We start from the raw sequence: 17,382 nt of genomic DNA, 5'->3' as shown, positions 1-17,382 counted from the left end.
ATCCCCGGTCGCGCTTCGTGAATTAATGCATCAGGTAGCCCGGATAAGGCGTTCGCGCCGCGATCCGGGGAAATTCAGGCACGATGAGGCTAAAAATGAACGCCATTCGCGTGGAAAACATCCATAAAACCTTTGTTCTGCACCAGCAGAACGGCGTGCGTCTGCCGGTACTCGCCGACGCCTCGCTGAGCGTAAACGTCGGCGAATGCGTGGTGCTGCACGGCCACTCCGGCAGCGGAAAATCGACCCTGCTGCGTTCGCTGTACGCCAACTATCTCCCCGATAGCGGCCACATCTATATCCGCCACGGCGATGAATGGGTGGATCTGGTCACTGCCACGCCGCGCAAAGTCCTGGAAGTGCGTAAAACCACCATCGGCTGGGTTAGCCAGTTTCTGCGAGTGATCCCGCGCATCTCCGCCCTCGACGTCGTCATGCAGCCGCTGCTCGAGCTGGGCATCCCGCGCGAAGAGAGCGCCGGTAAAGCCGCCCGCCTGCTGACGCGCCTGAACGTGCCCGAACGTCTGTGGCACCTCGCCCCCTCGACCTTTTCCGGCGGCGAACAGCAGCGGGTCAATATCGCCCGCGGCTTCGCGGTGGACTACCCGATCTTGCTTCTCGACGAACCCACCGCCTCGCTGGACGACAAAAACCGCGCCGCCGTGGTGGAACTGATCCAGGAAGCCAAAGCCCGCGGCGCGTCGATCGTCGGCATTTTCCACGACGAGGCCACGCGTAAACAGGTCGCCGACCGCCTGCACCCCATGGGGATTTCAGCATGATTATCAACAACGTAAAGCTGGTCCTCGAAGACGAGGTGGTTAACGGTTCGCTGGAGGTGCGGGACGGCAGAATTTCAGCCTTTGCCGAAAGCCAGAGCCGGCTGGCGGAGGCCATTGACGGCGACGGCGGCTGGCTGCTGCCGGGGCTTATCGAGCTCCATACCGACAACCTGGACAAGTTTTTCACCCCGCGACCGAAGGTGGACTGGCCCGCCCACTCGGCGATGAGCAGCCACGACGCGCTGATGGTCGCCAGCGGCATCACCACCGTGCTGGATGCCGTGGCTATTGGCGATGTCCGCGACGGCGGCGATCGTCTGGAAAACCTGGAAAAGATGATCAACGCCGTGGAGGAGACGCAAAAGCGAGGCCTCAACCGCGCCGAACACCGGCTGCATCTGCGCTGCGAACTGCCGCATCACACCACTCTGCCGCTGTTCGAGAAGCTGGTTGGCCGCGAACCGGTGAGCATGGTCTCCCTGATGGATCACTCCCCTGGCCAGCGCCAGTACGCCGACCGCAGCAAATACCGCGACTACTACCAGGGCAAATACCATCTGACCAACGAACAGATGGACGCCTTCGAAGAGGAGCAGATGGCGCTGGCGGCTGCCTGGTCACAGCCCAACCGGCAGCGCATCGCCGCGATCTGCCGCGAGCGGAATATCGCGCTGGCCAGCCACGATGACGCCACCTGCGAACATGTGCTCGAGTCACGCCAGCTTGGCAGCGTTATCGCCGAATTTCCCACCACTATCGCCGCAGCGCAGGCCTCGCGCCAGCATGGGATGAGCGTCCTGATGGGCGCACCGAATATCGTGCGCGGCGGCTCGCACTCCGGGAACGTCGCCGCCCATCATCTGGCGGCCAGCGGACTGCTGGATATTCTCTCCTCCGACTATTATCCCGCCAGCCTGCTGGATGCCGCTTTCCGCATCGCTGACGACGAGGGCAACGCTTTTACCCTCGCGCAGGCTATTCGTCTGGTAAGTCAAAACCCGGCGCAGGCGCTGGGGCTGCACGACCGCGGAGCGATTGCCGAAGGTAAGCGGGCGGACCTGGTGCTGGCACGCCGTCACGGCGAGCATATCCATATCGATCACGTCTGGCGGCAAGGTAAGAGGGTCTTCTGATGGCAGGAAAACTGATTTGGCTGGTCGGTGCCTCCGGCTCCGGTAAAGACAGCCTGCTGGCAGCGCTGCGCCAGCGTGAGCATCCGCAGCTGCTGGTAGCGCACCGCTACATTACTCGTTCGCCCAATGCGGGCGGTGAAAACCATATCGCCCTCAGCGAGCGAGAGTTTTTTACCCGCGCCGAGCAGCATCTGTTTGCCCTCAGCTGGCATGCAAACCACCATTACTACGGTATTGGCATCGAGATTGACCTGTGGCTGCACGCCGGGTTCGACGTGGTCGCTAACGGTTCACGCGCGCACCTTGCGCAGGCGCAGGCGCGCTATGCTGACGCCCTCCTGCCTATCTGTTTGCAGGTTTCACCGGAGGTGCTCAGGCAACGCCTGGCGCGGCGCGGGCGGGAGAACGAAACAGAAATCGCCCAGCGCCTGGCGCGCGCGGCGCGCTATACGCCGAGCGCGTGTCTGACGCTAAATAACGATGGTCGCCTTAGCCAGTCGGTGGACGCTCTGGTTTCGCTGATTCGCATTCACGGCAACCGACGCGAACGGCAGCCAGCCTGACGCGCGAGGAGAAAGCATGAGCCTGAGTATCCGCTTAACCGGCACCGGCGGCGCGCAGCTGGTGCCGGTTTTTGGCTGCGATTGCCCCGCCTGTCGCCGCGCCCGCTCCGACGAAGCGCATCGTCGTCGCCCCTGTAGCGCGATAGTTAAATTCAATAGCGCGGTGACGCTGCTCGATGCCGGGCTGCCGGATCTGATGACGCAGTGGCCCGCCGGCAGCTTTCAGCAGTTTCTGCTCACCCATTATCATATGGATCACGTACAGGGGCTGTTCCCCTTGCGCTGGGGCGTGGGCGAATCCATTGCGGTATACGGCCCCCAGGATGATCAGGGCTGCGATGACCTGTTTAAGCATCCGGGCCTGCTGGATTTCAGCCACACCGTCGAACCATTTGTGCGGTTTGAACTTCAGGGATTGCGCGTCACGCCGCTGCCGTTGAATCACTCAAGGCTCACGTTTGGCTATCTGCTGGAGTCGGCCCATAGCCGGGTCGCCTGGCTCTCCGATACCGCCGCGCTGCCGGAAAAAACGCTGAAGTTCCTGCTGAATAATCAGCCGCAGCTTATCATCATCGACTGTAGCCACGAGCCGCGCCCGCAGCCGCCGCGCAACCACTGCGACCTGAACACCGTGCGGGCCATTAACCAGGTCATCGGCTGCCCGCGAGTGATCCTCACTCATATTAGCCACTGCTTCGACGCGTGGATGATGGAGCACTCTCTGCCGGCGGGGTTTGAAGCGGGATTTGACGGCATGGAGATTGTGCTGCCTTAACCAAACTTCATTGTCCCTTCACTTAACCTCACTATCTTCCCTGCGAACTTAACCATCTGAAGGGATTCACATGACCACAACACGACGCACGCTTCGCCATGCCTGCTGGTATACATTCATTGGCCCCTATATTGGCCTGCTGTGGGCCATCGTCGCCATCGTCATACAGTCGCGCCGTTCGGTGGGTAGTTTCTTTGAATTTGTCTTTTCTGAACTGCCGTATTTTCTCATCGTCCCCTGGGCTGCTGGCGCCATCCCGGCGCTACTGACCGGGATTGCCGTCGCTTTTTTGCCCACGGGCATTCATGCGATTCATTACCGGCGTATCCTCGCCAGCGCGACCATTGGCCTGGCCATATGCGCGGCAATACCGCTAACCGGCGTGCTGCTTTTCTCCGATACCGATCTGACGACCTTTATTCTGCGTGGTCATGGGTTCCGGGTAATCGCAGGTTCTGGCCTGTTCTCCGGACTGATTATGGGATGGCTGATAGCCTATCTGCCGGGCAGGGAGCAGAGAAAAACGCCAAATGAATAAGTTCCTGCATCATATCGGCTGGTTTGCGGAGCTAGGGCCGATGATTCCCAGGCTTCCGCCGCGGATCGCGGCACATCGGTAACCCTTATCCAGACGGCCCGGCTCCTCCGACGACCGCACACCAGCAGCCCCTGCCCCGGTATTCAACACGCGTGAAAACGCTGGATAAAGAGCCCCTGGCAGCGTTAACATAGCGGCGCTTTCCTCTCCGTATTATCGCGGCTGCTGAACCCGATTAATCTGAGAGAGAAAAGACCATGGAAACAACCCGTAGCCGGGACTGGCGCATGGCGCAAAAGCAGCGCAATAAGTCTCGCGATGTTCACACCGCCCTCTTACGTTTTCGTCGCGAGAAAAACTGGAAGCATCTCTATTTGCGTTCAGAAAAATTGCTACGCGCCGCGCAGCTGGGAATGGAATATCCCCGTAAAACTCGTCGCCAGCTGGCGCATCAGGGAATGGAAGAGCTGTTATCGAATTGATCAACGTGCTGTTTGTTTGTAGCCGCAATCAATGGCGAAGCCCGACGGCGGAACAGGTGTTCCGCCGTTATCCTGGCATGAACGTGCGCTCTGCGGGCACAAGCCGGAACGCCAGAAAACCCCTTACTCCTGAACTGATTAACTGGGCGGATATTATCTGCGTGATGGAGCAGAAACATAAAAATCGACTGGTCGCTGAATATCGTCGCCTGGTCGAAAATAAACCGCTTTACGTGCTGGATATCCCCGACGACTACCGCTATATGGACCCCGAACTTGTCGCCCTGCTGAAAGAGCTGGTCCCCGCCCTGCCCGAACTGAGCTAATTTTCTATCACCGTTTTACCCTGACTTCATCCTCGCTTCACAGTAGTGAAATACCTTTCCCGACGGACAAAAAAACAGGGAAGGAAACGATCGTGACAGGACGAATGATTCATCATGCAGGCTGGTTCGTGGCCCTTGGGCCGTTAATACCGCTACCGCTCATTCTCTTTTTACCCAGGGTCATCTCAGTTGATGAGCTCCTCAATCATCTTCCGGAAGTATTATCCCTCACCTGGGGTATTGGCTTTTTACCCGCATTGTTAACCGGCATTTTCATGGCTATCCTGACGGGCCACGCTGATTGCGCCTGGTACTATCGGATGCTGGCAGGCGGGATTGCCGGGCCTCTGATAACGGCCATTTGCTGCGGCATCATCGGCGCTTTTATTCCGATGTTTTTCTATTTAATCCCGCTGTTGCTTATCTCGGCGCTGCCGTCCGGCATCGTTATGGGGCTGCTGATTCCCTGGCTCCCGCCGCGGATCGCCCGGCATCAGTAATCATCATCCAGACGACGCCAGTCGTTTTCTAACTGTCGCCGATCGCTGTCCAGCTGGCGCTGACGCTCGTCAAGCTGGCGGCGGCGATCTTCAAGCTGTCGTCGTCTGTCTTCATACTGCCGCTGGCGATCGGCGCTTTGCTGACGGCTGCCCTGATAGCGCCCATCATCATAGTCATCGTCGTCGGAACGGCTATCGCCCGGGTGGTAAGCATCGTTAATAGCCTGCTGAATATTGCCGATAGCGTCGTCGATCACATCGGCGTGCGCCAGCTGGCCGGCGAGGGATAGGGTGCAAAAAAGCAAAGCAGTAGTATAACGTTTCATAAAGCCAGTCTCATCGGTGGGCTGGCTTTACGTTAATCAAGCGCTACCGCGGCGAGTAGCGGAGGAATCTCAAATCCGCTGCTGCTCAATCGCGCCGATCGCGTCTACCCGCCCCTGGTGGCGCCCGCCCTCGAATTCGGCATCCAGCCAGGCATCGACGATCATTTTTGCCAGTTCAAGGCCGATCACCCGCGCGCCAAAGGCCAGAATATTGGTGTTATTATGCTGCCGTGAAAGCTGCGCCGAGTAGGGCTCGCTGCACACCACCGCCCGAATACCGGGATGCTTATTGGCAGCGATAGAGATGCCGACGCCGGTGCCGCAGATCAGAATCCCGCCGTCGACCTCACCAGCGGCAACGGACTCAGCGACGGCGCTGGCATAGCGCGGATAATCGGTACGTTCCGTAGACCATGCGCCTTTATCCACGACGTCAATGCCACGCTGGCGCAGATGCGCAACGATATCGTCTTTCAGGATAAAACCGACATGATCGCAGCCAAATGCAATCCTTTTCATACTTAGCCTCGCCTGTTGTTAACTTTACAAGGATGGTTGGCGTTGTGATTTAAACGCCTAAAAATGCCCCTGGAAACGCTGAAAATAGCATCATCCGGCTCCTTTCTACACGCTGATATTTTACAAATCAAGTCGAAAACGTTATTTAACGCCATATGCACTTTTCAGAAAAAGAACCATATAAATCACACAATAGTATGATTTATAATGAATTTATTGCATGTAAAAGTAAAAATGAATTTTAGCAAAACTTCACAATAAACATAACTTTATAAAAAAATAAATTTTGTGAAGTTGGCGGTATCTTTTTTGTTTTGCCTGTGGTGATATAGTGTCGTCTTCATTTTATGGACAAAGAGAAAGCGATGAGTCAGTCAGAATCCAGTTCGCTCCCTAACGGTATCGGCCTTGCCCCCTGGCTTCGCATGAAGCAGGAAGGCATGACCGAAAACGAGAGCCGTATCGTCGAATGGTTGCTTACCCCCGGCAATCTCAGCGATGCGCCGGCCATTAAAGACGTCGCGGAAGCGCTGTCGGTATCAGAAGCCATGATCGTTAAGGTTTCTAAGCTGCTCGGGTTTAGCGGTTTTCGTAACCTGCGCAGCGCGCTGGAGGCCTACTTTTCGCAATCTGAGCAGGTGCTACCGACCGAGCTCTCCTTTGATGAAGCGCCGCAGGATGTGGTGAACAAGGTGTTTAACATCACTCTGCGCACCATTATGGAAGGCCAGTCGATCGTTAACGTCGACGAGATTCACCGCGCGGCGCGCTTTTTCGCTCAGGCTAACCAGCGCGATCTTTACGGCGCGGGCGGCTCCAACGCCATCTGCGCCGACGTGCAGCATAAATTTTTACGTATCGGCGTGCGCTGCCAGGCCTACCCGGACGCGCATATCATGATGATGTCCGCCTCGTTGCTGAAAGAAGGCGATGTGGTGCTGGTGGTTTCACACTCCGGGCGCACCAGCGATATTAAATCCGCGGTGGAGCTGGCTAAAAAGAACGGGGCAAAAATTATTTGCATCACCCACAGCTATCATTCGCCGATTGCCAAATTAGCTGATTTTATTATTTGTTCGCCAGCACCAGAGACACCTTTATTAGGCCGAAACGCCTCAGCGCGTATATTACAACTGACATTATTAGATGCATTCTTTGTTTCCGTTGCCCAGCTTAATATTGAACAAGCGAATTTAAACATGCAAAAAACCGGCGCAATTGTTAATTTCTTTTCTCCAGGCGCGCTGAAGTAAATAAAAAGCCGATCCCACATTAGTGGGATCAATAAAATTGTATCTTACACCGAGAGTATTGATATGAATAAATATCTGAAACTTTTCAGCGGCGCGGCTATGGGCGTAATGTTATCCACCAGCGCCTTTGCCGCCGCCGATTATGCCGTGGTCTTAAAAACCTTATCCAACCCATTCTGGGTTGATATGAAAAAGGGTATTGAAGACGAAGCCAAAACCCTGGGCGTGAGCGTCGATATTTTTGCCTCACCTTCTGAAGGGGATTTTCAGTCGCAGCTGCAGCTGTTTGAAGACCTGAGCAATAAAAACTACAAAGGTATCGCCTTTGCCCCCCTCTCATCGGTAAACCTGGTGATGCCGGTGGCTAAAGCCTGGAAAAAGGGCATCTATCTGGTCAACCTCGATGAAAAAATCGATATGGATAACCTGAAGAAAGCCGGCGGCAACGTAGAAGGTTTTGTCACCACCGATAACGTGGCGGTCGGGGCAAAAGGCGCAGAGTTTATCATCGACAAACTGGGTGCTGAAGGCGGCGAAGTCGCTATTATCGAAGGCAAAGCCGGTAACGCGTCCGGTGAGGCCCGCCGCAATGGCGCCACCGAAGCTTTCAAAAAAGCGAGTCAAATCAATCTGGTTGCCAGTCAGCCTGCCGACTGGGACCGCATCAAGGCGCTGGACGTCGCCACCAACGTGCTGCAGCGTAACCCGAACGTTAAAGCGATCTACTGCGCCAACGACACCATGGCAATGGGCGTCGCCCAGGCCGTCGCTAATGCCGGCAAAACCGGCAAGGTACTGGTAGTCGGTACCGACGGCATTCCTGAAGCGCGCAAAATGGTCGAAGCCGGACAGATGACCGCCACAGTCGCCCAGAACCCGGCGGATATTGGCGCTACGGGTCTTAAGCTGATGGTCGATGCTGAGAAGAGCGGCAAAGTCATCCCTCTGGATAAAGCCCCGCAGTTTAAGCTGGTGGACTCCATTCTGGTGACGAAATAAGACTGACCTTGTACTGACGGTTGCCCCCACCCCGACCCTCTCCCCCACGGAGAGGGTGAAAATATAAGGAAAATCTATGCTCACGCCATATATTTCAATGGCGGGGATCGGCAAATCCTTTGGCCCGGTTCACGCATTAAAATCGGTTGATTTAACTATTTACCCCCATGAAATACATGCGTTATTAGGGGAAAATGGTGCCGGTAAATCAACGCTGATGAAAGTTCTGTCGGGAATACATGAACCGACCAAAGGCACCATTACGATTAATAACGTTAACTACGACAAGCTTGATCATAAATTAGCGGCCCAGCTCGGCATTGGAATTATTTATCAGGAACTCAGCGTCATTGATGAATTAACGGTGCTGGAGAATTTATATATTGGCCGCCATCTGACGAAAAAAGTCTGCGGCGTCAACGTGATCGACTGGAAAGAAATGCGCGTGCGGGCGGCGATGATGCTGCTGCGCGTCGGGCTGAAGATCGACTTAGACGAAAAGGTGGCAAATCTCTCCATCAGCCACAAGCAGATGCTGGAAATCGCCAAGACGCTGATGCTTGATGCCAAAGTCCTGATCATGGATGAACCGACCTCCTCGCTGACCAATAAAGAGGTGGACTATCTGTTTCTGATCATGAATCAGCTGCGGAAAGAGGGCACCGCCATTGTCTATATCTCGCACAAGCTGGCGGAAATACGCCGCATCTGCGACCGCTACACGGTCATGAAAGACGGCAGCAGCGTCTGCAGCGGGATGGTCAGCGAAGTGAATAATGATGACATCGTTCGTCTGATGGTCGGCCGCGAACTGCAAAACCGCTTCAACGCCATGAAAGAGAGCACCGGCAATATCGCCCGTGAGACGGTGTTTGAAGTGAAAAACGTCACCAGCCATGACAAGAAAAAGGTACGCGATATCTCGTTTAGCGTGAATCGCGGCGAAATTCTCGGTTTTGCCGGACTGGTCGGTTCCGGGCGCACCGAACTGATGGACTGCCTGTTTGGGGTTGATAAGCGTAGCAGCGGTGAAATTTACCTCAACGGCAAAGCGATCTCCCCCCGCTCGCCGCTGGACGCCTTAAAGAAAGGCATGGGCTACATCACCGAAAGCCGCCGGGAAAACGGCTTTTTCCCCAATTTTTCTATCGCTCAGAATATGGCAGTCAGCCAGAGCCTGAAGCGCGGCGGCTACAAAGGGGCCATGGGGCTGTTCCGCGAAGGCGACGAACGCAAAACGGCGGAAGAGCAGCGCAAGCTGCTGGCGCTGAAGTGCCATTCGGTCGATCAGAACATTACCGAGCTATCCGGCGGTAACCAGCAGAAGGTGCTGATATCGAAATGGCTATGCTGCAGCCCCGAAGTGATCATTTTTGACGAGCCGACGCGCGGTATCGACGTGGGCGCAAAAGCCGAAATTTATAAAGTGATGCGCCAGCTGGCCGATGACGGAAAAGTCATCCTGATGGTGTCATCCGAACTACCTGAAATTATCGCCGTCTGCGACCGCATTGCCGTGTTCTGCGAAGGGCGACTGACGCAAATCCTGACCAATCGCGACGATATGAGCGAAGAGGAGATTATGGCATGGGCACTACCACAAGAGTAAAAGGCGATATGGACGAGAAAAAACCGTTTAACTTCGCGCTGTTCTGGGATAAATACGGTACCTTTTTTATCCTCGCTATCATCGTCGCCATCTTCGGCACCCTGTCGTCGGAGTACTTCCTGACGACCAACAACATTACGCAGATCTTTGTCCAGAGTTCGGTCACCGTGCTGATCGGCATGGGCGAGTTCTTCGCGATCCTCGTCGCCGGGATCGACCTGTCGGTCGGGGCGATCCTCGCGCTCTCCGGGATGGTCACCGCCAAGCTGATGCTGGCGGGCGTTGACCCGTTCCTTGCGGCGCTGATTGGCGGGGTGCTGGTCGGCGGCGCGCTGGGCGCTATCAACGGCTGTCTGGTCAACTGGACCGGGCTGCATCCGTTCATTATTACCCTCGGCACCAACGCCATCTTCCGCGGTATCACGCTGGTTATCTCTGATGCCAACTCGGTGTACGGCTTTTCATTTGATTTCGTTAACTTCTTTGCCGCCACGCCTCTGGGCATCCCGGTGCCGGTGATCTTCTCGCTGATTGTGGCGCTGATCCTATGGTTCCTGACCACCCGTATGCGCGTCGGCCGCAATATCTACGCGCTGGGTGGCAACAAAAACTCCGCTTTCTACTCCGGTATCGACGTCAAGTTTCACATGCTGCTGGTGTTCATCATTTCCGGTATTTGCGCCGGACTGGCGGGCGTGGTCTCCACCGCGCGTCTCGGCGCAGCAGAGCCGCTGGCCGGTATGGGCTTTGAAACCTACGCCATCGCCAGCGCCATCATCGGCGGTACCAGCTTCTTCGGCGGCAAAGGACGCATCTTCTCGGTGGTCATCGGCGGCCTGATTATCGGCACTATCAATAACGGACTGAACATTCTGCAAGTACAAACCTACTACCAGCTGGTGGTAATGGGCGGATTAATCATCGCGGCTGTCGCCCTCGACCGTCTTATCAGTAAGTAAGGAATTTATCATGAAAATTGCTCCCTCTTTAATGTGTATGGATCTGCTGAAATTTAAAGAACAGATCGAGTTTATCGACCAGCATGCAGACTATTTTCACATCGATATCATGGACGGTCATTTTGTGCCGAACCTGACCCTGTCGCCGTTTTTCGTCGGCCAGGTCAAAAAGCTGGCCAGCAAACCGCTGGATTGCCATCTGATGGTCACCCGCCCGCAGGATTACATTAGCCAGCTGGCGCAGGCGGGGGCGGATTTTATCACCCTGCATCCGGAAACCATCAACGGCCAGGCCTTCCGCCTGATCGAAGAAATTCGACGCCACGGTATGAAAGTCGGGCTGATCCTTAACCCGGAAACCCCGGTTGAGACCATGAAGTACTACATTCATAAAGCCGACAAAATCACGGTGATGACCGTCGATCCGGGCTTTGCCGGACAGCCATTTATCCCGGAAATGCTGGAGAAAATCGCTGAACTTAAAGCCTGGCGCGAGCGCGAAGGGCTGAACTACGAGATCGAAATCGATGGCTCCTGCAATAAAGGCACCTATGAAAAACTGATGGCGGCGGGCGCGGACGTCTTTATCGTCGGTACTTCGGGCCTCTTTAATCACGCCGAGAAGATTGAAGAGGCGTGGCAGATCATGGTCGAGCAAATTCTGGCGGCAAAAAACGAGGTACAGCCTCATGCAAAAACAGCGTAACGTCGTCGCGGGCGTGGATATGGGAGCGACTCATATCCGTTTTTGCCTGCAAACGGCGCAGGGCGAAGCGCTGCACTGCGAAAAGCTGCGTACCGCGGAGGTGATTAACGCCGACGGCCTGGTTAACGGCATTAAAAACCTGCTACAGCAGCAGCTAAACCAACATGATGCCCGCTGCTGCGGGCTGGTGATGGGGTTTCCGGCGCTGGTGGCAAAAGACAAGCGGACGATTATCTCCACCCCCAACCTGCCTCTGGCCGCTGACGATCTGTATAACCTGGCGGACCGGCTGGAAGCGGCGCTGGGCTGCCCGGTGGAGTTTTCCCGCGATGTGAATCTGCAGCTCTCTTTTGATGTGCAGCAGAACGGCCTGCAGGAGCAGGAGGTGCTGGCGGCCTATCTTGGCACCGGTATGGGCTTCGCGGTCTGGCTAAACGGCGGGCCGTGGACCGGCGCCCACGGCGTGGCGGGCGAGCTGGGGCATATCCCCCAGGGCGATGACGCCCTCACCTGCGCCTGCGGAAACCCCGCCTGTCTGGAAACCGTCTGCTCCGGCATTGCGCTAAAGCGCTGGTATGAACAGCAGCCGCGCGCGTACGAACTGGGCGAGCTGTTCGTTCATGCCGCACAGGAGCCGTTTGTGCAGCAGTTGCTGAATCATGCCGCCCGCGCCATCGCCACCAGTATTAACCTGTTCGACCCCGACGCGGTGATCCTCGGCGGCGGCGTAATGGATATGCCCGCTTTCCCGCGCGACGCCCTAATCACCAGGGTTAAAACCTACGTTCGCCGTCCGCTACCGTATCAGGCCGTACGCTTTATCGCCGCTTCCTCCTCGGCGTTTAACGGCGCCCGGGGCGCGGCGGCGCTGGCGAGAAGCCGTTATTTGACCTAGCCCAATAAGCGCAGCACCGCTTTCAAGCCTGCCCGCTATCCTCCCCGGAAGCGGAGCTGCGCCCCTCCCGGGCTATCCATCATCGCCTGTCCGAGCGCGTCACCTGCTCCCGCGTCGACACGTCAAAACTGACGATAGCCTGTTTTTCGTCAGCATTTCGCCCAAAAAAACAACGTATCATCAGGCGATACCCACAATGAAAACATGGCATAGAAGATGCATATTGACGGCGCGATAGCGCGTATGCGCCAATTGATTAACTGGAGCAAGACCGATGAAAAAAGTCGTCACGGTTTGTCCGTATTGCGCATCAGGTTGCAAAATCAACCTGGTGGTCGATAACGGCAAAATCGTTCGGGCGGAGGCGGCACAGGGGAAAACCAACCAGGGAACCCTGTGTCTGAAAGGCTATTATGGCTGGGACTTCATTAACGATACCCAGATCCTTACCCCGCGCCTGAAAACCCCTATGATCCGTCGCCAGCGCGGCGGCAAGCTGGAATCCGTCTCCTGGGATGAGGCGCTCGATTACGTCGCCACTCGCCTCAGCGCTATTAAAGAGAAATATGGCCCGGACGCGATTCAGACTACCGGCTCGTCCCGCGGAACGGGTAACGAAACCAACTATGTGATGCAAAAATTCGCGCGCGCCGTTATTGGTACCAATAACGTCGACTGCTGCGCTCGCGTCTGACACGGCCCATCGGTTGCAGGTCTGCACCAATCGGTCGGTAACGGCGCTATGAGTAATGCCATCACCGAGATCGACAATACCGATCTCGTGTTTATCTTCGGGTATAACCCGGCAGATTCACACCCTATTGTGGCGAATCACGTGATTAACGCCAAACGCAACGGGGCAAAAATCATCGTCTGCGATCCGCGTAAAATTGAAACCGCGCGCATTGCCGATATGCACATTGCGCTGAAGAACGGCTCGAATATCGCGCTGCTCAACGCTATCGGGCACGTGATTATCGAAGAAGACCTCTACGATAAATCCTTCGTCGCCAGCCGTTCTGAGGGCTTCGAAGAGTATCGCAAAATCGTCGAAGGCTACACGCCAGAGTCGGTGGAAGAGATCACCGGCGTGAGCGCCCAGGAGATCCGCGCCTGCGCCCGTATGTATGCCAGCGCGAAATCCGCCGCGATCCTGTGGGGCATGGGCGTGACCCAGTTCTACCAGGGCGTGGAAACCGTACGTTCGCTGACCAGCCTGGCGATCCTCACCGGCAACCTCGGCAAGCCGAGCGTCGGCGTCAACCCGGTGCGCGGCCAGAACAACGTTCAGGGCGCCTGCGACATGGGCGCGCTGCCCGATACCTATCCGGGCTATCAATACGTTAAGTTCCCGGAGAACCGCGAGAAGTTCGCCAAAGCCTGGGGCGTCGATAGCCTGCCGGCGCACACCGGCTACCGCATCAGCGAGCTGCCGCACCGCGCGGCGCATGGCGAAGTGCGGGCGGCGTATATTATGGGGGAAGATCCGCTCCAGACCGACGCCGAGCTGTCCGCAGTGCGTAAAGCATTCGACGATCTGGAACTGGTTATCGTCCAGGATATTTTCATGACCAAAACCGCCTCAGCGGCCGACGTTATCCTGCCGTCCACCTCGTGGGGCGAGCACGAAGGCGTCTATACCGCAGCGGACCGCGGCTTCCAGCGCTTCTTTAAAGCGGTAGAGCCGAAATGGGACCTGAAAACCGACTGGCAGATTATCAGCGAAATCGCTACCCGGATGGGCTACAAGATGCACTACAACAACACCCAGGAGATCTGGGACGAGTTGCGGCATCTGTGTCCGGATTTCTACGGCGCCACCTACGAGAAAATGGGCGAGCTAGGCTACGTCATGTGGCCGTGCCGCGATGAGTCCGACGCCGATCAGGGGACCTCTTATTTGTTTAAAGAGAAGTTCGATACCCCGAACGGTCTGGCGCAGTTCTTCACCTGCGACTGGGTCGCGCCGATTGACAAACTCACCGACGAGTACCCGATGGTGCTGTCGACGGTGCGCGAAGTCGGCCACTACTCGTGCCGTTCGATGACCGGTAACTGTGCGGCGCTGGCCGCGCTGGCGGATGAACCTGGCTATGCGCAAATCAACTCCGCCGATGCCGAACGTTTGGGCATTGAGGATGAGGCGCTGGTGTGGGTGAACTCGCGTAAGGGCCGTATTATCACCCGCGCGCAGGTCAGCGATCGTCCGAATAAAGGGGCGGTCTATATGACCTACCAGTGGTGGATTGGCGCCTGTAACGAGCTGGTTTCCGAGAACCTGAGCCCGATAACCAAAACGCCGGAGTACAAGTACTGCGCCGTCAACGTTGAGCCGATTGCCGACCAGCGTGCCGCTGAGCAGTACGTCATTGATGAGTACAACAAGCTGAAAGCCCGCCTGCGCGAAAGCGCGCTGGGTTAATCGGACCGCCTCCCCGAAGGCGGTGCTTCGCACCTGGCCGGGCTACCGGACCGCAGAAGGCTGTGAATCAATCCCCCCGGATGGCGGCTAACACCTTATCCGGGCTAGCGGACCGCAGACGACTGTGAATCTGTAGCCCGGGCAAGGCGCGTCGGCGCCGCCCGCGGGGAAACAGACGGCACGATTATTCGGATAAACCATGAGTATCCCCCACGAGTTCCCGGCGTTTTCTTCTTCTTCCCCTGCCTTTATACTGCTCGTTATGTTCTCTACCGATAATAAAAAATGAAATACCTCTATTTACTGCTGGTGATAGCAAGCTTCACCTCAGGCGCCATGGAACCAGGTAGCCAGTATAGACAGCAGGCCGAAGCCGGCGATCCACGTGCACAATATTACCTGGCGGATACTTACGTCAGCTTCGGCGATTTTCCCCAGGCCGAATACTGGGCGCAGAAAGCCGCAGACAACGGCGATGGCGACGCGCTGGCGCTGCTGGCCCAGCTCAAAATCCGCAATCCTCAGCAGGCAGACTACCACCAGGCTAAAGTGCTGGCGGAAAAGTCCGTACAAACAGGCAGCAAGGCGGGGGAAATTGTTCTCGCCCGGGTGCTGGTGAACCAGCAGGCCGGTACGCCGAACTACCCCCACGCCATCACTCTGTTACAGCACGCCGCGCAGGATCCGGAAAGCGATTCAGCCGTTGACGCTCAGATGCTGCTGGGGCTGATTTACGCCAGCGGCGTTCATCTTCTGGAAGATGATGTCAAAGCGACGCAGTACTTTAAAGAGAGCTCTGCCCTCTCCCGTACCGGCTACGCCGAATACTGGGCCGGGATGCTTTTCCTGCAGGGGGAAAAAGGCTTTATCGAACCGAACCGGCAGAAAGCGCTGCACTGGCTCAACGTTAGCTGTCAGGAGGGGTTTGATACCGGCTGTGAAGAGTTCGACAGGATAAGTAAAAGATAAGAAAAAGCCCGGCGAAGTCCATACGCCGGGCTTGTTGGAGATGTTCACCAGCCGATCTGGCTGGAGTGTTTCGGCCGGGTCAGGCGTTAGCCGCCGACAGAAACGCGACGCTTTTCTCTCAGGCCCGGTGCGATGTCACCGGGCTTTCTGTTTTATTGCGCCGTTTTATCAAATTTGCCCAGCACTTCACGTTCATACGCCAGCGCTTTTTTGCGGTCAAATTTGTGTTCCCACTTGGCGATAACCAGCACCGCCAGCGCGTTGCCCACCACGTTCAGCGCGGTACGCGCCATATCGAGGATACGGTCAACGCCGGCGATAAACGCCAGACCTTCCAGCGGAATGCCCACGCTGCCCAGCGTCGCCAGCAGCACCACGAAGGAGACGCCCGGTACGCCGGCAATCCCTTTCGACGTCACCATCAGCGTCAGCACGAGGGTAATTTCCTGCCAGATGGACAGATCAATACCGTACAGCTGGGCGATGAAGATAGCCGCAATACTCTGATACAGCGTCGAGCCATCGAGGTTAAAGGAGTAGCCGGTCGGCACCACGAAGCTGGTGATCGACGCTGGCGCGCCGTAGGCTTCCATCTTCTCAATAATACGCGGCAGCACGCTCTCGGAGCTGGCGGTAGAGTAGGCCAGAATCAGCTCATCCTTCAGAATGCGGATTAGGGTCCAGATGCTCAGTCCGCATACCCGCGCCACGATGCCAAGCACCACCAGCGCGAAGAACAGAATGGCGAAATAAACCAGAATCACCAGCTTCGCCAGCGGCCACAGTGAAGCGAAGCCGAAGGTCGCCACGGTCACCGAGATCAGCGCGAACACGCCCACCGGCGCGTAGCGCATCACCATATGCGTCACTTTAAACATGGTTTCAGAGATAGAGCGGAACACCGTGACCAGCGGTTCACGATGGGTAGCGGGCAGCGAGGAAAGGCCGAGACCAAATAGCACCGAGAAGAAGATGATCGGCAGCATGTCGCCCTTCGCCATCGAAGCCACGATATTGGTCGGTACCAGCGAGAGGATGGTGCCCATCAGGCCATGCGCGTGGCTCTGTACTTCTGCCGTGGTGTTTTGATATTTCGAAATATCCACCGCCGCCAGCTGCGACATATCAATGCCGCTTCCTGGCTGAAAGACGTTAGCCAGGGTAATCCCCAGCACGATGGCCACCGTGGTGATCACTTCAAAATAGATAATGGTTTTCGCGCCGATACGGCCCAGCTGCTTCGCATCGCCTACGCCGGCAATGCCGACCACCAGGGTCGAGATGACGATCGGTACGACGATCATTTTAATCAGATGGATAAAGATATCGCCCGCCGGGGTCAGCAGGTTCGAGATTAACCAGTCACGGCTTTCGGCGTGGTAATGCAGGTAACTGCCCAGAAGTATGCCCAGCACCAGAGCCAGCAAAATTTGCCAGGCCAGGCTGACTTTTGTTTTTTTCTTCACTACAGACTTCCTCGATGAAAGGCGCCATTCCAGGAGGTAATGGCACCCACTGAAAGGGGTATGAATTGTGTTGCGTTGCTTTATGGGGTTATTTAACGCGCAATATCAGTATCATTTGCACGGCATGCTGCGCAAGTCTTTAAGAACAGCGGTTTACTCT

Annotated in this window: 19 protein-coding genes; 16 read left to right on the top strand and 3 right to left on the bottom strand. The window is 56.4% G+C overall.

Annotation, left to right across the window (positions count from 1 at the left end):
* Positions 1-95: 95 nt before the first annotated feature.
* The 8 genes from phnL to ABLV11_RS11055 all read left to right on the top strand — a co-directional run bounded on the left by phnL (position 96) and on the right by ABLV11_RS11055 (position 5,099).
* Positions 96-782, top strand: a complete 687-nt coding sequence (phnL, locus tag ABLV11_RS11090) for a phosphonate C-P lyase system protein PhnL (protein WP_017145113.1) — start codon at positions 96-98, stop codon at positions 780-782.
* A complete protein-coding gene (phnM, locus tag ABLV11_RS11085; RefSeq protein WP_016808416.1) occupies positions 779-1,915 on the top strand; it encodes an alpha-D-ribose 1-methylphosphonate 5-triphosphate diphosphatase in 1,137 nt (378 codons plus the stop codon). The genes phnL and phnM overlap by 4 nt, the downstream gene beginning before the upstream one ends.
* On the top strand, positions 1,915-2,478 hold the full coding sequence (gene phnN / locus ABLV11_RS11080; RefSeq protein WP_064373110.1) for a ribose 1,5-bisphosphokinase: 564 nt from the start codon (positions 1,915-1,917) through the stop codon (positions 2,476-2,478). The genes phnM and phnN overlap by 1 nt, the downstream gene beginning before the upstream one ends.
* A 16-nt stretch (positions 2,479-2,494) precedes the next feature.
* A complete protein-coding gene (gene phnP / locus ABLV11_RS11075; protein ID WP_126488193.1) occupies positions 2,495-3,253 on the top strand; it encodes a phosphonate metabolism protein PhnP in 759 nt (252 codons plus the stop codon).
* A gap of 70 nt (positions 3,254-3,323) precedes the next feature.
* The gene (locus ABLV11_RS11070; protein WP_126488191.1) at positions 3,324-3,791 is read left to right on the top strand and encodes a hypothetical protein; all 468 of its coding nucleotides are present in this window, start codon (positions 3,324-3,326) and stop codon (positions 3,789-3,791) included.
* A gap of 257 nt (positions 3,792-4,048) precedes the next feature.
* Positions 4,049-4,273, top strand: a complete 225-nt coding sequence (locus ABLV11_RS11065; RefSeq protein WP_004117295.1) for a hypothetical protein — start codon at positions 4,049-4,051, stop codon at positions 4,271-4,273.
* On the top strand, positions 4,273-4,599 hold the full coding sequence (locus ABLV11_RS11060) for a phosphotyrosine protein phosphatase (RefSeq protein ID WP_026055915.1): 327 nt from the start codon (positions 4,273-4,275) through the stop codon (positions 4,597-4,599). Before ABLV11_RS11065 ends, ABLV11_RS11060 begins: the two co-directional genes overlap by 1 nt.
* A 92-nt stretch (positions 4,600-4,691) precedes the next feature.
* The gene (locus ABLV11_RS11055) at positions 4,692-5,099 is read left to right on the top strand and encodes a hypothetical protein (RefSeq protein WP_004109407.1); all 408 of its coding nucleotides are present in this window, start codon (positions 4,692-4,694) and stop codon (positions 5,097-5,099) included.
* Here ABLV11_RS11055 and yjdP read toward each other — a convergent pair.
* Both yjdP and rpiB read right to left on the bottom strand, forming a co-directional pair.
* The gene (gene yjdP, locus ABLV11_RS11050; RefSeq protein ID WP_004109408.1) at positions 5,093-5,425 is read right to left on the bottom strand and encodes a DDRRRQL repeat protein YjdP; all 333 of its coding nucleotides are present in this window, start codon (positions 5,423-5,425) and stop codon (positions 5,093-5,095) included. The two genes, ABLV11_RS11055 and yjdP, sit on opposite strands and share 7 nt — an antisense overlap.
* A gap of 69 nt (positions 5,426-5,494) precedes the next feature.
* Positions 5,495-5,944 (bottom strand): bifunctional allose-6-phosphate isomerase/ribose-5-phosphate isomerase RpiB, encoded by a 450-nt coding sequence (gene rpiB / locus ABLV11_RS11045; RefSeq protein ID WP_004117284.1) that lies wholly within the window; start codon positions 5,942-5,944, stop codon positions 5,495-5,497.
* 365 nt (positions 5,945-6,309) lie between these two features.
* Here rpiB and alsR point away from each other — a divergent pair, with 365 nt between their 5' ends.
* The 8 genes from alsR to ABLV11_RS11005 all read left to right on the top strand — a co-directional run bounded on the left by alsR (position 6,310) and on the right by ABLV11_RS11005 (position 15,756).
* Positions 6,310-7,197 (top strand): D-allose utilization transcriptional regulator AlsR, encoded by an 888-nt coding sequence (gene alsR / locus ABLV11_RS11040; RefSeq protein ID WP_004137474.1) that lies wholly within the window; start codon positions 6,310-6,312, stop codon positions 7,195-7,197.
* Between the two features lie 63 nt (positions 7,198-7,260).
* Positions 7,261-8,196 carry a D-allose transporter substrate-binding protein gene (gene alsB, locus ABLV11_RS11035; RefSeq protein ID WP_070557068.1) on the top strand — a complete coding sequence of 312 codons (936 nt, stop codon included), beginning with the start codon at positions 7,261-7,263 and terminating at the stop codon, positions 8,194-8,196.
* 76 nt (positions 8,197-8,272) lie between these two features.
* On the top strand, positions 8,273-9,805 hold the full coding sequence (gene alsA / locus ABLV11_RS11030; RefSeq protein ID WP_004109412.1) for a D-allose ABC transporter ATP-binding protein AlsA: 1,533 nt from the start codon (positions 8,273-8,275) through the stop codon (positions 9,803-9,805).
* Positions 9,784-10,764 (top strand): D-allose ABC transporter permease, encoded by a 981-nt coding sequence (alsC, locus tag ABLV11_RS11025; RefSeq protein ID WP_004109413.1) that lies wholly within the window; start codon positions 9,784-9,786, stop codon positions 10,762-10,764. Before alsA ends, alsC begins: the two co-directional genes overlap by 22 nt.
* Positions 10,765-10,774: 10 nt before the next feature.
* Positions 10,775-11,470 (top strand): D-allulose 6-phosphate 3-epimerase, encoded by a 696-nt coding sequence (gene alsE / locus ABLV11_RS11020; RefSeq protein WP_126488189.1) that lies wholly within the window; start codon positions 10,775-10,777, stop codon positions 11,468-11,470.
* On the top strand, positions 11,454-12,365 hold the full coding sequence (alsK, locus tag ABLV11_RS11015) for an allose kinase (protein ID WP_004109417.1): 912 nt from the start codon (positions 11,454-11,456) through the stop codon (positions 12,363-12,365). Before alsE ends, alsK begins: the two co-directional genes overlap by 17 nt.
* 274 nt (positions 12,366-12,639) lie before the next feature.
* Positions 12,640-14,787: a formate dehydrogenase subunit alpha gene (gene fdhF, locus ABLV11_RS11010; RefSeq protein ID WP_134883289.1), complete on the top strand. Its 2,148-nt coding sequence runs from the start codon at positions 12,640-12,642 to the stop codon at positions 14,785-14,787.
* A 285-nt stretch (positions 14,788-15,072) separates the two neighbouring features.
* Positions 15,073-15,756, top strand: coding sequence for a tetratricopeptide repeat protein (locus tag ABLV11_RS11005; protein WP_126488187.1), 684 nt, complete (start codon positions 15,073-15,075; stop codon positions 15,754-15,756).
* Between the two features lie 152 nt (positions 15,757-15,908).
* Here the strand turns inward: ABLV11_RS11005 and gltP are convergent, their stop codons facing one another.
* Positions 15,909-17,222 carry a glutamate/aspartate:proton symporter GltP gene (gltP, locus tag ABLV11_RS11000; protein ID WP_004109428.1) on the bottom strand — a complete coding sequence of 438 codons (1,314 nt, stop codon included), beginning with the start codon at positions 17,220-17,222 and terminating at the stop codon, positions 15,909-15,911.
* Positions 17,223-17,382 lie beyond the last annotated feature (160 nt).

The organism is Klebsiella sp. GW_Kp181, assembly GCF_040062315.1.
In the GTDB taxonomy this organism is placed as follows: Bacteria; Pseudomonadota; Gammaproteobacteria; order Enterobacterales; family Enterobacteriaceae; genus Klebsiella; species Klebsiella oxytoca.
The sequence above is the reverse complement of the archived record's forward strand: the minus strand, read 5'-3'. Positions and strand labels throughout refer to the sequence as shown.